Annotated in this window: 13 protein-coding genes; 5 read left to right on the forward strand and 8 right to left on the reverse strand. The window is 50.9% G+C overall.

Going from position 1 to position 16,836, the window contains the following annotated elements; translation table 11 throughout:
- Positions 1–159: 159 nt before the first annotated feature.
- Positions 160–1,467: a polysaccharide deacetylase family protein gene (locus AB4124_RS25425; RefSeq protein ID WP_441974571.1), complete on the reverse strand. Its 1,308-nt coding sequence runs from the start codon at positions 1,465–1,467 to the stop codon at positions 160–162.
- A gap of 180 nt (positions 1,468–1,647) precedes the next feature.
- Positions 1,648–2,130 (reverse strand): thioredoxin-dependent thiol peroxidase, encoded by a 483-nt coding sequence (gene bcp / locus AB4124_RS25430; protein WP_076325878.1) that lies wholly within the window; start codon positions 2,128–2,130, stop codon positions 1,648–1,650.
- Between the two features lie 129 nt (positions 2,131–2,259).
- Here bcp and AB4124_RS25435 point away from each other — a divergent pair, with 129 nt between their 5' ends.
- From AB4124_RS25435 to AB4124_RS25455, 5 genes are all read left to right on the forward strand, one after another.
- Entirely contained in the window at positions 2,260–3,348 is a 1,089-nt protein-coding gene (locus tag AB4124_RS25435; RefSeq protein ID WP_441974572.1) for an LCP family protein, read from the forward strand.
- 81 nt (positions 3,349–3,429) lie between these two features.
- Complete coding sequence (locus tag AB4124_RS25440) at positions 3,430–4,746, forward strand: glutamate-1-semialdehyde 2,1-aminomutase (RefSeq protein ID WP_339270387.1); 1,317 nt, start codon at positions 3,430–3,432, stop codon at positions 4,744–4,746.
- A 171-nt stretch (positions 4,747–4,917) separates the two neighbouring features.
- On the forward strand, positions 4,918–5,790 hold the full coding sequence (locus AB4124_RS25445) for an aminoglycoside 6-adenylyltransferase (RefSeq protein WP_441974573.1): 873 nt from the start codon (positions 4,918–4,920) through the stop codon (positions 5,788–5,790).
- A 301-nt stretch (positions 5,791–6,091) separates the two neighbouring features.
- Complete coding sequence (locus tag AB4124_RS25450) at positions 6,092–6,691, forward strand: RNA polymerase sigma factor (RefSeq protein ID WP_441974574.1); 600 nt, start codon at positions 6,092–6,094, stop codon at positions 6,689–6,691.
- Positions 6,642–7,619: a DUF4367 domain-containing protein gene (locus tag AB4124_RS25455; RefSeq protein WP_441974575.1), complete on the forward strand. Its 978-nt coding sequence runs from the start codon at positions 6,642–6,644 to the stop codon at positions 7,617–7,619. Before AB4124_RS25450 ends, AB4124_RS25455 begins: the two co-directional genes overlap by 50 nt.
- Before the next feature lie 295 nt (positions 7,620–7,914).
- Here the strand turns inward: AB4124_RS25455 and AB4124_RS25460 are convergent, their stop codons facing one another.
- The 6 genes from AB4124_RS25460 to AB4124_RS25485 all read right to left on the reverse strand — a co-directional run bounded on the left by AB4124_RS25460 (position 7,915) and on the right by AB4124_RS25485 (position 16,716).
- On the reverse strand, positions 7,915–9,363 hold the full coding sequence (locus tag AB4124_RS25460; protein ID WP_441974576.1) for an ABC transporter substrate-binding protein: 1,449 nt from the start codon (positions 9,361–9,363) through the stop codon (positions 7,915–7,917).
- Between the two features lie 133 nt (positions 9,364–9,496).
- Complete coding sequence (locus AB4124_RS25465) at positions 9,497–10,363, reverse strand: carbohydrate ABC transporter permease (RefSeq protein ID WP_098741950.1); 867 nt, start codon at positions 10,361–10,363, stop codon at positions 9,497–9,499.
- 1 nt (position 10,364) lies between these two features.
- A complete protein-coding gene (locus AB4124_RS25470; protein ID WP_076325886.1) occupies positions 10,365–11,300 on the reverse strand; it encodes a carbohydrate ABC transporter permease in 936 nt (311 codons plus the stop codon).
- Positions 11,301–11,396: 96 nt separating this feature from the next.
- Positions 11,397–12,716 carry a response regulator transcription factor gene (locus tag AB4124_RS25475; RefSeq protein WP_441974577.1) on the reverse strand — a complete coding sequence of 440 codons (1,320 nt, stop codon included), beginning with the start codon at positions 12,714–12,716 and terminating at the stop codon, positions 11,397–11,399.
- On the reverse strand, positions 12,716–14,548 hold the full coding sequence (locus tag AB4124_RS25480; protein ID WP_379414559.1) for a cache domain-containing sensor histidine kinase: 1,833 nt from the start codon (positions 14,546–14,548) through the stop codon (positions 12,716–12,718). Before AB4124_RS25480 ends, AB4124_RS25475 begins: the two co-directional genes overlap by 1 nt.
- A gap of 302 nt (positions 14,549–14,850) precedes the next feature.
- Entirely contained in the window at positions 14,851–16,716 is a 1,866-nt protein-coding gene (locus AB4124_RS25485; protein WP_441974578.1) for an SLC13 family permease, read from the reverse strand.
- Positions 16,717–16,836 lie beyond the last annotated feature (120 nt).

A 16,836-nucleotide genomic window follows, 5' to 3' on the forward strand; every position in this document is an offset into this window, starting at 1 on the left:
AGTGCGAACTTAAGGGTGACTCACTATCGCCAAAAATAAAGCAGGGGGAAACTTCCCCCTCCTTTATTCTGAAACAATCTTAGGGATTGTGATAAATATCTCTAAGTACTAGTCTATAACTTGTGAAGCATAATTACAAACATAAAATGCAATTTTCGACTACAAAGTTAGAACGCGATACTCGCTTTCTTCATATGTCACTCTTGTAACAGGGCGGCCGGAAAAGTCAAGCGCTTCCCGAAGCGGAATCCAAGCAGTACCGCCGATTAAATGAACATCCGAAGACACCGGTTTGCCCCCTGTTTGCATGGGGAATAGCAAGCCGCCAACCGGGTCTGCTTCCCAGCGATTCCCTGCCAGCGTCACCTGCACGGTCTTGTTGTGAGACTTCCAGGACACGCTTCCGCCGAGCCGCTCCACCAGGGCGCGCAGCGGTACCATCAACCGGCCGTCCACCATTTTGTATTCCCCTGCCGCGAACGCAGTCTCCATTCCTCCGAATTCCACGGCCAGCGTTCGCCCAGTCTCAAATAGCGCGGCATTGGCTGCGACATGCTCCTCGATCCATTGCTTTGAAGGCTGCGAAACCTTACGTGCACTCTGCTGGGCACGAAATTGAACGGGCTGGATTTCCGGAGATAGTACATCAAAGGCATAGCCTTGCTTTTTATAATAAGAAATGATGTCCGGCAGAGCCTTTACGCTTTCGGCATGACCTCTACCGTCATGAAGAAGCACAATTGCCTCATTGCCGTTCACTTTCGTGGTTGCCCCTTTTACGATGTCTTTAACCGGGACGCCTCGATACCTGGAGTCGCCGCTGTCGACGTTCCAATCGAATACATGATAGCCCCCCTGCTTCATGAATTGAAAATAGGCTTCGTCAAAATGGCCGGCCGTTCCCCCGGGAGCTCTGACCAGCTGCGGCCGTTCCCCCGTAATTAAACGAATGATTTCCTCCGTTTTCTTAATCTGTCCCCAGAAATCCTGAAAATGCCCGTAGAGCTTGTCATAACGATGATCATATGTATGATTCCCGATCACATGGCCCTCCTCATAGATGCGGTTAATAATCTCGGGACGGGTCTCCGCTTCCTTACCCAGTACAAAAAACGTGCCTTTAATTCCTTCTCGCTTCAAAATATTCAGCACATCAAGCGTCAAATCCGATGGCCCGTCATCAAATGTCAGGTATACCGTTTTGTCACTTTGTTTCTTATATTGAACAGGTGCGGCGTTCACAACAGATGTATTCTTGTATGCAGTCGTAACGATAGGCTTGCTTGACGCTTCCGGCTTCACCTGTATATCCTGCCCAGTCACTGTCATTGGCGCTGCTGCCAGAGGAGCGTGTTCCATATATATGTCAGTCGGCTGCTGGACCTCAAGCCCCATTCCGATCATGATGAGCACTGCCAATACGCCGAAAAATACCGCAATTGATGTTACCCGCACCATATTTTTCATTATCAACTCTACCTCCATCGTTTCTATGAGTTCGGCTTCCTGATAGATTATATGGAGGGTGTTTCAAAAAAAGACTAGAATTTGAGTAAACTGAATTCATTATTCCTCTGGTCTTATTTGTTAAAAAAAGGTCCTTTATCATGCCTGTCCAGGCATGCTGAGGGACCGTTCTTCATATAGCTATGACAGCACGGCTGTGAGAACCGCTTCGACATGACCTTTCACTTTTACTTTCCGCCACTGGCCTGCAAGCTTTCCCTGCTCATCAATCAAGAAGGTAGAGCGTACAATACCCATATACTCGCGGCCGAACATCTTCTTCATCTGCCATACGCCAAATATTTCGCTTACCTTGTGCTCTTCATCAGACATGAGCAAATAGGGAAGGCTATGCTTATCAATGAATTTGGCATGGGATTTCAGTGGATCCGGGCTAATCCCGATCACCACTGCGCCAGCTTGCTCCAACGCACCATAGTTGTCCCGGAAGCTGCAAGCCTCCTCGGTACAGGTTGGGGTCATATTTTTCGGATAGAAGAACAGCACGACTTTACGTCCGCGAAAATCGCTTAATGCTACCTTCTCCCCGTTCGAAGCCGGAAGTGAAAAATCCGGCACCTGGCTTCCGACTGTCAACTGCGTTTGATCTACGATAAGGCTCAACTCCTACTATACGGACTTTAGTCCCGAAAATTGATTGTCTTTTCGAAAAAAATTATAATAGAATGAATGTCGAATGTTCAAATGTTCTATCGAATTTATTCATCAGCGTAATCCGAAAGGAAGAACACAATGACCAAAAAAACAAAGAAGACGATTATATGGAGTGTCAGCCTCATCCTCGCCGCTGTTATTGGTTACGGCATTTATTATGCGGCGTCGTTCTACGACGGCTTGCAAAGTCTTCAGAAATCAGGTGATTCCTCCCCTTTTCGCGAAATTGAAAAGGTAGATGCCAAGGTTCCTGCGCCACCTGAGTGGGAAGGAACGGAGACGGTTAACATTCTGCTGATGGGCGTTGATGCACGCGGTTTTGAGGAAGGCGAAATTCCTCGTTCCGACAGTATGCTTGTTGCCTCGATTGATCCGGTGAAGAAAAAAATGCACTTATTCTCTATTTTGCGCGATACTTACGTAGAAATACCCGGATATGACCGAAACCGAATCAATACGGCCATCACGCACGGCCCGAATACGGCCATGAAGGCTGTAGGCGATCTGCTGGGCATTCCGGTTCAATACTACGTCTATACGGATTTCCAGGGTTTCATGAAGCTGGTTGATTCCGTCGGCGGGGTTGATTTCTATGTTGAGAAGGACATGAATTATTCCAGTAAAGCAGACAAAAACGAATACGACATTGAATTGAAGCAAGGCATGCAGCATCTAGATGGCAACACGGCGCTGCAATATGTCCGGTTCCGCTATGATGCGATGGGCGACTTTACCCGCACCGAGCGGCAGCGCGAGCTTTTGAAGGCCGTAGCCAAGAAAATGCAGACCACCACGTCCATCATGAAGCTTCCGGACATTCTGAAGTCCGTCAGCCCATATATTGATACCAATCTCGATGTCGAGGATATGTGGAAGCTTGCGAACGTTGCCTATAAGAGTAAAATGAGTGGCAGCGAACAGGTTCCTCCGATGAAACTCCTGAAGGAAGAACATATCGGCGGTGCTGCCGTTCTAACGGTAGGCAATCCGGATACGCTGAAACAGTATATCCAGGACATCTTAAATCCACCAACGCCTGACCCTGAAACCGGAGGCAGCGAAGGTACGGAAAACAATTCTGAGACCCGTGGTTCTGAGAACAACGATTCTGAGAATGGTAAGTCCGAAAGCTCCACTGCCCCATCTGCAACAACGGATCGTAACTAATACACTTACAGCAAGCAGGACAGGACGCTACGTCATTTTAGCTTCCTGTCCTGCTTCATGAAGAAAGGAAGTTTTACTATCATGGCAACATCAAGAAACCGTTCCGAAACTCTGTATCAAGAAGCGCTGCAGCATATCGTAGGCGGCGTAAACAGTCCCTCCCGTTCCTTTAAAGCCGTAGGCGGTGGTGCCCCCGTCTTTATGAAACGCGCAAGCGGAGCCCACTTCTGGGACGAGGATGGCAACCGTTATATCGATTACTTGGCGGCTTATGGTCCGATCATAACCGGACATGCCCATCCGCATATTACGGCTGCAATCACAACAGCAGCTCAAAACGGTACTCTTTACGGGACGCCAACAGAGCTTGAGATCACCTTAGCCAAAATGCTGAAGGCCGCCATTCCGTCCATGGATAAGGTGCGTTTCGTCAATTCCGGTACCGAGGCGGTCATGACCACGATCCGGGTCGCCCGCGCCTACACCAAGCGCAACAAGATCATCAAGTTCGCCGGCTGTTACCACGGCCATTCCGATCTTGTCCTCGTGGCAGCAGGCTCCGGCCCTTCCACGCTTGGTATTCCGGACAGTGCCGGGATCCCGGCCAGCATTGCGACGGAAGTCATTACCGTTCCGTTCAATGATCTGGAAGGCCTGCGCGCTGCCCTCGACGCATGGGGCGATGATGTGGCTGCCGTTATGGTAGAGCCGATCGTCGGCAACTTTGGGATGGTGATGCCGAAGCCGGGTTTCCTCGAAGGCCTATGTCAGATGACGCACGACAACGGCTCGCTGGTCATCTATGACGAAGTTATCAGCGCTTTCCGCTTCCACTACGGATCTACCCAAACCTATGCGGGTCTGGCCAATCACGAGGCGATTCAGCCGGATCTTACGGCTCTTGGCAAAATCATCGGCGGCGGCCTGCCTATCGGCGCCTATGGCGGCCGTAAACACGTGATGGAACAGGTCGCACCGCTCGGCCCTGCTTATCAGGCCGGAACTATGGCGGGTAATCCCGCCTCCATCGCAGCCGGAATCGCTTGCTTGGAGGTTCTGCAGGGCGAAGGCGTATATGAAGAAATGGAGCGCTTGACCATCAAGCTGACGGAAGGCTTGCAGGCGTCCGCCGACCGCCACGGCATTCCGCTCACAATCAACCGCATCCGCGGCTCCTTCTCCACTCATTTCTGCGATCATCCGGTCACGAACTATGACGAAGCGCAGGACACCGACGGTGAAGCCTTCGCTGCATTCTTCCGTCATATGCTGGACCGCGGCGTGAACTTGGCTCCTTCCAAATACGAGGCCTGGTTCATGACCACCGCCCATACGGATGCTGACATCGAGGCTACGCTTGAGGCTGCGGAGGAATCTTTTAAGGCCATGAAGAATTAATTTAAATACATTCAACATCGGAAAAGGAGATTTCCTTATGAAAAAGCGCTTGAACAAGTTATAACATGCTCCATATCCATGCCATGCTTCTACGGTCCGGATTCGTGGACCTCCTGACCTGTCCGATTCGAATCATGAGTCATCTAAATATGAATGCGGAGGCTGGATAACATGAGAAGCGAACAAGAAATGATGGATTTGGTATTGGGCTACGCAGCCCGCGACGAACGGGTTCGGGCGGTGACCCTGGAGGGCTCGCGAACGAATCCCAACGTCCCGAAGGATATTTTTCAGGATTACGATATCAGCTTTCATGTTACGGACATGGACAGCTTTATTCAGAATCCGAACTGGATTGATGTCTTCGGGGAGCAGTTGATTCTGCAGACGCCGGAAGATATGGCCATGTTCCCTCCGGATCTTGGAGGCTGGTTCTCGTACCTGATGTTATTTACCGACGGCAACCGGATTGACATGACTCTGATTCCCATCGAGGAGAAGGAGAAATACTGCAAGGGAGACAAACTGATCCAGATCTTAATGGATAAAGATCAGACTTTTCCCAAGATTCCTGCTCCGTCCGACGAGGATTTCTGGGTACAGCGTCCGTCCGCAGCCTTCTTCGAGGATTGCTGCAATGAGTTCTGGTGGGTATCCACGTATGTAGCCAAGGGCTTGTGGCGGGAAGAAATACTGTATGCCCAAGACCACTTCCACAACATCATGCGGCCGATGCTGATGAAAATGCTGGAGTGGCAGGTAGGCACCCAGACCGATTTCTCGCTCAGCGTGGGCAAGAACGGCAAGTACTTGAAAAACTACCTGTCTGCGGACAGCTGGAAAGAGCTGATGTCCACCTACCCTCGCGGAACCTACGAAGAGGTGTGGGAGGCGCTGTTTACGATGGGAGCGCTGTTCCGCAGAACCGCACTGGATGTCGCTGAGCAGTTGGGCTTTGAATACGATATGGGGCAGGATCGGCGTGTAACGGGCTTCCTGCAGCATGTCCGGCAGCTGCCAGCGGATGCGAAGGCGATTTATTAAGATTGCGGAAGCTGCAGTTCCCTTGATTCCAAATATGGAATCAGGCAGCCGTGCTCGAGGAGGACTGACCACGGGTCCAAATCAACTCCCAATTGCAAAGAAATGAATCAGCAAAGAGAGACGCCGCTCCGGCGTCTCTTTTTTTTGCGATGCAGAATTTTCTCCAGTCCCATCCGGGAGCGCTCCCTTACTCCAACCGGATTTTCGAAATGCGCTCTCCTGCAACCAAGATTAATTGAATCCATTTGTCACATTTGTGCTCTGCCCAAGCGTAATACAAATTGTAAAGGGGTGAAACCACTTGGATGAACCAGCATTCCATCAGATCGTTGCTGATGTTTTGAAGGGAGAGATCGACAAATATGAGCTGATCATGAACCGTTGCCACAAAGCCATCTTCAACTATTGCTATCACATGCTTGGCGACTATGCCGAAGCCGAAGATTGCACCCAGGAAGCTTTTTTGAAAGCTTATCGCAATCTATCTAAATTCGAACTGGACAAGCCCTTCGAAGCCTGGCTGTACCGCATCGCCTCCAACCAGTGCATCGACTACCTCCGTAAGCGAAAGATATCCCGATACCTCCCCTTTCTGTATCAGAAGGATCAGGATAACAGGCATGTCGATCAGGTCATCGAGCACAAATACTACAATCCGTCCGTACTCCGGGCGCTAGCCAAACTGACCGCCGAGGAACGGAGCCTGCTCATCCTGCGCTGCGTTGAGGACAAGAGCTATCATGAGATCAGCCTTATTTTGCAACAAAACACGACCTATCTTAGGAAAAAATTTCAGCGGGCCGCAGCCAAGTTCCGCAAACATTATGCCATGGCCGAGGGGGAAGAAACGAATGAGCATGGACAACGACCAGGACCTGAAACCACTCTTTCAAAGGGTTGAGCCGCTCGGGACGGCCCTCCCGGAACGCGTCATGAACCAAATTCGGGAAAAACATCTTAAAAGGGAGCGATTTTTCGTGAAAAACAAAGTAAGCATTCTCTTAATTACCGGCATGCTGCTTACCGCATCGACCGGTTTCGCAGCAGTAAAGTACCACTCTTTAACCAACGGCCAGGGAGAGGTTGTCTATGAGGAGAAATCGAAGGCAGAGTCGCCTTCGCCTAAAAACTATTCAAAAGAGGAACTGAACCGCATACATCTGATGAACACCATCTGGGACGAACAGATCAAGCCGGGCGAAGCCGCCATCATTTATGTCGTACCGGATAATCCGAAGCATGCCATCGATATCAAATCCACTCCACATGCCGTCAAGGATTTCGCCAAGCTGCAAAGCATGGTGAACGTGCCTGGTTTGCCGCTGGCCAAGGAGCTATCCGGTTCGGGCACATACACGTTCAATAACGCCAGCGTGCACATGGAGCGCGAGACTGACGTGAACCCGCTGACCGAGCAGGAAAAAGCCAACATCGCCAAAAAGCTGCTTGAGAAAGCCAAAGCTTCCGGGAAGGACTACGCCCTGATGCCGGTGAAGTTCACCGATAATTTCTGGATTTCAACGGTATATTATACCAGCGGCAACAAGGAAGTCTCCCTGACCATCCTGAATAACGGGGACCACGGAAGCGTGACCTCCTACTGGGACGACAATAGTGACATGATCAACCGGAAGATCAAGATCAATGGGCAGGACGTTCTGCAAAAAACGTGGAACGGCGGAAGCTCGGTGCAGTTGGACTGGGCCTATGAAGAACCAACGACCGGGCACCGCTACATGCTTAGGCTTAGCTCTGCCCAGGGAGAGATCGCTGCCGAAGAGCTGATCCGCATCGCCAATACGATCATTCCGAAGCCTGATTCCAAGTAAGCAGCGTTATATCTCTTGGCTTAAAAACATCATAATCGCCAATCATTATACCAATTTTGGCTCTTTTCTCGTAGAAACGCAGTAAAAATGATAGATAATACAGAAAAAGTCGCCTGTGGCGGTCTCGGGACCCGGACACAAATCTGGCGGCCATGCTTGGGAAGGGCTGACCTTTCGCCCGCCTTTTAGCAGCTATTGCCAAGGATATGAAAAAGCAAAGAGAGACGCTGTTTCCGGCGTCTCTCTTTTTTGTGCTGCAGAGTTCTCCCCAATCCCATCCGGGACAGCCGCACCCTTACTTCTGTTCGATCTTATCGAAAAAATTCTCCTGAACCAACTTGGCTGTTTCGTCCAGCTGTTTCTTGGAATCCGTGCCTTCCTTCGAGAACGATTCCTGCACGACATTGGACATCGCCGCATAATAATCCTGGGTTCCGAATTGCGCTTCCGGTTTGCCTTCCAACAGGCTGAAGAGCTGCGGATCATATTTGTAGACATTGTCGTACTTATCGTAGATGGCCTTCACCTTCGCGGCATACTCGGAATCATCGCTGAAATATTCAAGCGGCGTCGGTACAAAGTATTTGCCTTCGGCTTTGCGGGCATTAATCGTATCTTCCACCGATTTCAGCGCATCATCCGTAAAATAATCAAACGTGATATAGCGGAATGCCATTTCCTGTTCTTCCTTCGTGGCATTCGGGTTGATGACCAAATAATTTCCGCCCAAAATGCCATGATGCGCTCCGCCTTTCTCCATCGCAGGCATCGGATATGCAAGCACATCCTCAGGCTTCATGCCGCCCTCGTTCAATGCCGGCTGGATCACGTCAAATGCGCCAGCAATAACCATTGCCGTACGTCCCTGCTGGAACGAGCTGACGGCATCGCCCCAACCGAGGGCCCAATCCTGCGGAATAGCATTCGCTTCCCATCTCAGCTTCTTATAGAAGTCCAGTGCCTTCACGCCGGCTTCCGAGTTAAACACCGCTTTCACTTTGCCGTCCTCGTTCACTTCGATATCCCCGCCGGCTTCGAACAGGAAGTTGGTCCAGTTCCAGCCCGCTTCATTGCCTTTACCCATCGGCGCGATTCCGGATATACCGGCCTTCGGGTCCGCAGCGCCTTTAGCCGTGTTGTACATATCGTCCCATGTCCAATCCATCGGCGGGACGGGCACGCCCTTCGTGTCCAGCAGCTTCTTGTTCACGATCGTTGACGTGATATAACCGTTCTGCGTAACGCCGTACACCTTGCCGTCCACGATGAATTGATCCTGCAGCACGGGATTCATGTCATCCTTGTACTCCCAGTCGTTCCAAAACTCCGTAATGTCGGCCACCCAGCCCCGCTCCACGAGCAGCTGTGCTTCCGTAGCCCAAGTGTTATAAAACGTCGGTGCTTCGTTCGAAGCCATCTTGACCCCAATTTCGTTGACGCTGTACTGCCAGTCGTCCTTCACGATGGTCACGTTCGGATATTTCGCCTGGAAACGGGCGATTTTATCATCCTCCTGCTGACGCAGCGTTGTGTCATCCGGCAGCGGATAGTGGATCTTGATCGTTATCTTTTGATCCGCGATATCCTCTTTCGGTTCCTCTGTCTGCGTTGTAGTCGTTCCGCCCGAATTGGCGGTCCCTCCGTCTTTATTGCCGGCCTCCGGTGCTGCTTTGCCGCCGCCGCATGCTGCGAGCAAGGAGCTGAACAGCATAAGGCAGACCAGTAGTGCTGAGAACTTGCGCATGGATACTCCCCTTTTCCTTATTGAAATGATAATGTCCGTTTCTATCTCCATCATAAAATTGAAACCTGGAAAGGACGATGTGCATTCATATGACGATCATGTGCAGGGCTACGATGGTGTGGTATACGCTGCCCTACCCTTTAACGGCCGAGAGACTGACGCTGCGCATAATGAATTTCTGGAACACCAGAAATACAAAGATCGGCGGCACCATGACCATGAACAGGATCGAAAATTTTATGCTGCTGTCCAGGCTCCTTGCGTTAATGACATATTTGTAGATGGCCGTAGCCAGCGTGTACTTGTCCTGCGTCTGCATGACAAGCGACGGCCAGAACCAGTCATTCCATGCCGTGGAGAAGATAAAGATCGCCAGCGTTGCGAAGATCGGGACGGACAGCGGAACGGCAATCCGCAGAAAGCTGCTCAATTCCGAAGCGCCGTCGATGCGCGCAGCCTCGAAGATCTCCGGATGTATGCCATCGAAGAAGTTTTTGATCAGCAGGAAGAAGTAAGCATTGGCTCCGGCCGGCAGCCAGAAGGCCCAGTAGGAATTCAACAGCCCAAGCTCCTTCAAATTAACGAAGTTCGGAATCATGTAACTCGACGCCGGAATAAACAAGGTCATGAGAATGAAGAAATAGATGACGCGGTGATAGGGAACTCGGATACGGGAAATGCTGAAGGCCGCCAAGCCCAGTACCAGAATCGTCACCAGCAGATTGCCGCCAAAAATAAGCAGCGTATTCTTCAGAAACATCGGCAGATCGATGTATTCCCACCCCTTTGGGACGTTATCCCAATGCCATTCCGAAGGGAAAAAGCGTGGCGGAAACGTGTTGATCTCCTGATTGCTCTTCAGCCCGTTGAACATCGTCATGCCGATCGGGTACAGCATCGTAAAGACCATCACCGCGATGCACAGCACCATAAACCCGTATACCGCCTTGTTCCACGGTTTTCTCAAATCCGATGCGGACAGTATGCCTCTCTCTTTCATCCTAGTACTCCTCCCTGTTCATCTTGAATTGCAGGATGCCCAGCAAACTCAGCACCAGAAACATCAAAATGCCCATGGCGGTTCCTGCCCCGTAATCCAGCTGGTTAAACGCGTACTTTACGGTTAGAAGCGCATAGGTGAGCGTGGCCTTGTTCGGTCCGCCATCCAGCATCGCAAGCTGCGACTGATACGCCTGCGAAGTGCCGATCAGCTGCAGAATCAGCATGAGCATAATCAAATTGCGCATCGAGGGGAGCGTAATGTATTTAATCCGGGCCCATACGCCCGCACCGTCGATTTCGGCAGCTTCATACCAATCCTTCGGTATGCTGAGCACGCCGGCCAGATAGATCAGCATCGCCGAACCGAATTGCTGCCACGTCTCCATAACGACAAGCGACACCATGGAGAACCGGCTATCCGATATAAACGATACCGGTTCTGCCCCGAAGAAGCCGAACAGGGCGTTGATCGGGCCTACCGGATCATACATCCACCTCCACATGCCGTAGAGCACGACGCCGGGTACGACAAACGGGAGATACGCTGCAATCCGGGCGAAGCCCTGGAACAGCTTCAGCTCCGAGATGGCAATGGAGGCCGCGATGGGTACCCAGAAGCCGATGACCAGCGTTAACAGCATGAAATATAAAGTATTTCGAACGGATAGCAGCAGATCCGGATTGCTCAGCACCTTGGCATAGTTATCGAACCCGACGAAGGTGTTTCCTTTTACGAAATCGATATGAAAAAAGCTGTAAAAAATCCCTTTAAAGATCGGCACCCACAAAAAGACGATAAAGATCGCAATCGCCGGAACGAGGAACAAATACCCCCATATATACTTCTTCCACAGCGGCTTGCGCTTGTGCTCCTGTCGGGTGCGATGACCGGGCTCTATCCGAGCCTGGCCTTGCGGCATGGCCGTTTCTTCCATCTGACTCCCTCATTCCTTTATTAAATGTCCAGCTTTAATTGTAAAAAGGAAGGGAGTCTTACAACATGTCTAAAACTATGTGAAGTATAACCGTTCTTACTTCTTTAACTCGCTGGGGCTGACACCATAATATTTTTTGAAGATTTTGCTAAAATGCTCCGGGGATTCATAGCCGACTCGCTCGGCGATTTCGTAACGGCGAAGATCCGTGCTCAGGATCAGAGACCTGCTCTCCTCCATCCGCAGCTTCACGACATACTCCCACAGGCTGCTGCCGGTATATTTTTTGAACAGATAACTCAAATAGTTCGGACTCACATGATTGTTCTTGGCTACACCATGAATCGTCAATCCCTTTTGGCGATAATGCTCCTCGATATACTGCCTCGTATTCTCGACGATCCGGTTGCTCTGGCTCGAGAGCACCTCTTGCGACGTCTCCTGGGCATAGTTGTGCCAATTGAAATCCCCGTAATAAAACACGTGGAAATCATGCAGCTGCTCGCTCCACAGCATCGCTTTGTCCGCCTGACGGCTGAGCACACTCAAAAATTCAGGCCCTCTCAGTATTTGACTGATCCCCACGGTACAGCTACGTTTCAGGTACAGCTCCACATGGTGGTGCAGGCTCCGGCCAATCATCTCCAGATGGTGGATCTTGCTGCTCGCATTCTCCTCCATCTCCTGCTCGCTCCATTGAAGGATGATGTTGATGTCTCGCTCCGGCGAGTAGAACACGAAGGTGTGCGGCTCCTGCTCCAGCAGCTCCTTGGCGATATTCAGCGCAGCATATTGAATCAGATTTATATCTTGCCTGGAAAAAGAAGCGCTGCTGTCTTCCGTTAGGCCCAGCTTCATCTTGATGACCGCAAAATAAGGACCAATCAAGCCCAGTTCCGATTCGTCTAGACCGGCCAGTTGCAGCTGATCCGACTCTGTGGAGAGCAGCTGGTTCAGCCGCTCTATTCGTTCGGACGGAGGCTCCTCCATCCGAAAATGCTCGTTATCGACCATAAGAAACGACTCCACCTGAGGCGCCGGTCGGTCCATCTTGAGCAGCACGCTGCGGACCGAATCCAGAAACTGCTCACTGTTCAGTGGTTTGATCAAATAATCCTTGGCTCCAAGCTGAAGCGCCCGCTGCGCATATTGAAATGTTTCATGGGCTGAAATAATGATTGTCTGAACCCACGGCTTCACGATCTTCGCCTGCTGCATCAGCTCGATGCCGTTCATCTCGCCCATCTGGATATCAGTGACCAACAGATCGATATCCCCCATCCGTATGTAATCCAGCGCTTCTTGCCCGCTGTAAGCCGTGGTAATCCCATCGATGGCAAGGCCTGAGGACGTTAACAGCCCGGCTAATCCCTTGCAGATCAAAGGTTCGTCATCTACCACCAAAATGTTATACATCAGGAGACCTCCTGTCCGGTTGTGGTAATGGTTGCAACTTCTGTTCGGGGAATCGTAATCGTCACACGGGTTCCCCCTTCTTCTCTTGGTTCATATTCCAGCCCATAGCAGTTTCCAAAATGCAGCCGGATCCGCTCCTGGATATTGCGAATGCCGTAGCCCGATGAAGGGTCCTGCACTTCATTATGGAGCAGTCTATGAATAGACTCGTAGTTTACGGGACGGAAGCCGTTATCTTCGATGACGATCCGGAAGCATTTATCCTCCAGATGTCCTGAAATCCGAATGATTCCGTCCTCGCCCATATTTTTAATGCCATGAATAATCGCGTTTTCCAGCAGCGGCTGCAGTGTAATCTTCGGCACATGGTTCACCAGCAAGGACTCGGGAACTTCCCAGCGGACGGTAAACTGATAGTCGTAACGGTTCAGCTGGAGATTAATATAAGCCCCCGCATGCTCGAGCTCTTCCCCAAGCGTGATGAGATCCCGCCCCCTGCTGAGACTGATCTTCATTAATTTGGACAAATCCTTGATCATCTCCGCGGACTCGGTATTGCCCTCCATCGTGCTCTTCCAATAAATGCTTTCCAAGGTGTTGTACAGCAAATGGGGGTTAATCTGCTGATAAAGCAGCTGCAGCTGTGCTTCCTTCTGCTTCAGATCCATACGGTATTTGTAGTGGATCAGATCATTCAATCGGCGGGCCATATCATAAATCGTGGAGATGAGGACACTGACTTCATCTTTTCTGCGCCTATAGGGGGTTTCCGGCACGACGTTCCCCGGTTCGTACCTTCTCACGAAATGCGCCAGCTTTTGAAGCGGCGTCATCAGTGACTGCCAGAAGTAGAAAACGATAATGAGGCCCACGGCAAAGTAAGCGATGGAGATGACCTGAATGACGCGCTTCATTTCGCTTTGCTGGGCGAGCAGCGTTTTGACAGGCACCTTGTAGACCAGCTTTTGCTGGAGCACGTAGTTATAATCGATGACATAGATAAAATCAGACGTGATCACGTCCATGACGCCGATCGTGGAATGGCCCGGATCCGCTTCGGGCGGCAATTCCAGTTTGCCCGCCATGCCCTGTACTGACGAGGTCAGAATATTATCGTTCCAATCCGTAAAATACAACTCCCCGTCCGGTATCGAAACCGTCGATAACGACTCGCCGATCCGCGCGTCCAAATTCGTGACCACCAGAACGCCGATGGTCCCGCCCCTATAAATATTGTTAACGGCCCTAACATAGCTTAAGGTCTCTTGATCCTGTCGCCCTTGTACCGGCGGGGACAGATTCGCTATCCGCTTGAGATATCCGTTCCCTTTCATCGCCACGGCCTCATCGAACCATGCCGGCTTCTCCTTCTCGTCGGAGAAAAAATACACCCCCGCTTTTCTGCGGTCAGGGTAATAGGGAGCAAAGAAGTAGCTATTGTCCGGATCATACACATAGAGCGAGTAATAGACTGGTTCGCGTTCATCCGTCTCTTGAGAGAAGGACAACAGCATTTTTTCCAGCTGCTCGTAGTTTTTGACGCGCGCAAGAACAGTGCCCTCCGCAAAGGGATCCAGCTGCTGGATCTGCGAGTTTTGGATGACCGTAGAGGTCACTTTGTTAACGGTTTCAATATCACGGTTAATCAGTTTGAAGTTCTGCTTGTTCAGTTCGATATAAGCATTAGTCACATGACGCTTCAGGATTTGACCGGCCATGGAATTCCCGTAGGCATTTAGCGCAAACAACGGGATGACCAGCACCAGAAACAGCAGAATCATCTGCTGTTTGATATTCATGCGGCCCAGCGGATTTTTGAAGCGGTTCTTCATCGGTACTTGCACCTCCGGCTTTCTCAAGCATAGCAACAATCCAGCAGCACCAGCGTAGTCATTTCTACGGAAATGATGCGTAATTTTACGATGAGGCAGGAAGTTACAAATTCAACTATTAGCCTCGGGACAGGCGATTTCCTTCTTACTAAGTCTGGCCTGCCAATTGTTAACGGACTTACCATGAGCAAATTTGCCTGATAGGTAAGTACACTCCAAAATGCATTATAGCCAAATAGAATAACACCCCCATGCTAGATCCTAACGGACCCAACATAGAGGTGTTCATATGCAAAATCCCTCTAGAACGGAAAGAACATCGGCAGTACCGCCATCATGACCAGGCCGATTACCAGTTGAAGCGGCAATCCAACCTTCACATAGTGACTGAATTTATAACGGCCTGCGGACATGACGAGTGCATTCGGCGGCGTAGAGAACGGAGAAGCAAAGCACATGCTTGCTCCAATGGAGACGGCGAACAGAAACGGATACGGGCTCGCCCCCATCTGAATGGCAGCCGATAGTGCAATCGGCGCAAATAATACGGCGCAGGCCGTATTGCTGATGAACATTGTCAGCAGCGAGGTAGTGAAGTATACCCCTGCCAGCAGGGCAAGCGGGCCATAGCTGCCCAGTGAATGGACCAGCATGTCCGAAATCAGCGTGGCAGCTCCCGTTTTCTCAATGGCAATGGACATCGGAATCATGCCGCCAATAAGCACAATGCTCTCCCAATTGACCGTCTTATAGGCCTCCTCCATGTTACGCACGCATCCAAACACAACCATCAATACCGCAGCAACCATCACGGAGGCGACCGCCGGAATCCATTCCGTCACCAGCAGGATCACCATCAAGAGCATGATCCCGGCCGCAATCGGCGCTTTATGGTCCATCGTCAATTTGCGCGACTCTTCCACTGGCTGCCCTACCACCACGACATCTGTTTGCTCGGCAGCCAGGAGGGCTATATCCTTCCAAGTGCCCTGAACGAGCAGGGCATCGCCAAAGCGCATTTTCTCTTCTTTCAGATGGTGCAGAAGATACTGTTCTTTTCGCTGGATGCCCAAAATGTTCACCCGATACTTCTCCCGGAAACCCGAATGTTTAACGAGATGGCCAATCAGGCGCGAAGATGGAGTCAGCATCACCTCGGCAATGCCGACGTCACTCGTGGCGTACTGCGACTCTTCGGCACGTTTCCGAAGCTCTGGTGCACGCTGGTCCAGCATGATAAGCCCATACGTCTCCGCAAACTCCGCAGCCCGCTCGAACGAACCGTTCACATACAGAATATCGTCTTCCTCAATCACGGTCTCGGGGCCTGCGATTTCCTGGTTGATCGTCTTGAAGAATTGATTCTTGGCCGACATTTTACGGCGGATTTCAATGACGTTCACTTCGAACTTCGCCGAAATGTCCAGCTCCCGCAATGTTTTGGATCGAATGGAGGAATCGGCACCAACCTGAATCCGATACAGGTTCTGGGTCAGCCGATACTGTTTGGCCAGTTCTCGAAGCGAGCGCCCGCTCTGTTTACCAGCTCCCCCTTCTTCATTGCTGGGAAGAAAACGGCGAAGAAACAGTATCGCGATGATCCCCGTTGCCAAACACACAAGTCCGATTGGCAAAAAAGCAAAGAACGACAGCCGTTCGTATCCTGCGTTGATCAATGTCTCCTGAATCACGAGATTCGGCGGCGTACCGATTAACGTAAGCATTCCGCCCAGGCTGCTTGCAAAAGCAAGGGGCATCAGCAGCCGCCCCGGATTAATCTCGGCGCTGAACGCCAGACTGACAACGATGGGCAGCATCACCGCTACCGTGCCGGTATTGCTGACGAATCCGCCAATGAGCGACGTCACCAACATGATCATAATCAAGAGCCGGGTCTCGCTTCCGCCGCCAAGCTTCAGCAGCTTACCACTGGCCATCTTGGCTAATCCGGTCTGAAAAATTCCGCCGCCCACAACAAACAAACCGATCATCATAATGACAACCGAATTGGAAAAGCCTGAAAGGGCTTCAGACGGACTTAAAATGTCCGTTAACATAAGTACCATCAACACGCCGATCGCGACCAAATCCGACCGCACTTTTCCCGACATGAACAATACGGATGCCACGGCCAAAACAGACAACGTAACGATCATCGGTCCATTCATTCCTTGATCCCCCTATAATGCCATATCTATGTTTCTTCCAAGATTCGACATTCGATAAGCCTTTCCCTGCCGCTTTCACGCATCCCGCTTTCCATCATGTCAGAACTGGGTTCAATTTCT

The sequence above is a fragment of the Paenibacillus sp. 2KB_20 genome (assembly GCF_052115765.1).
GTDB lineage: Bacteria > Bacillota > Bacilli > Paenibacillales > Paenibacillaceae > Paenibacillus_AQ.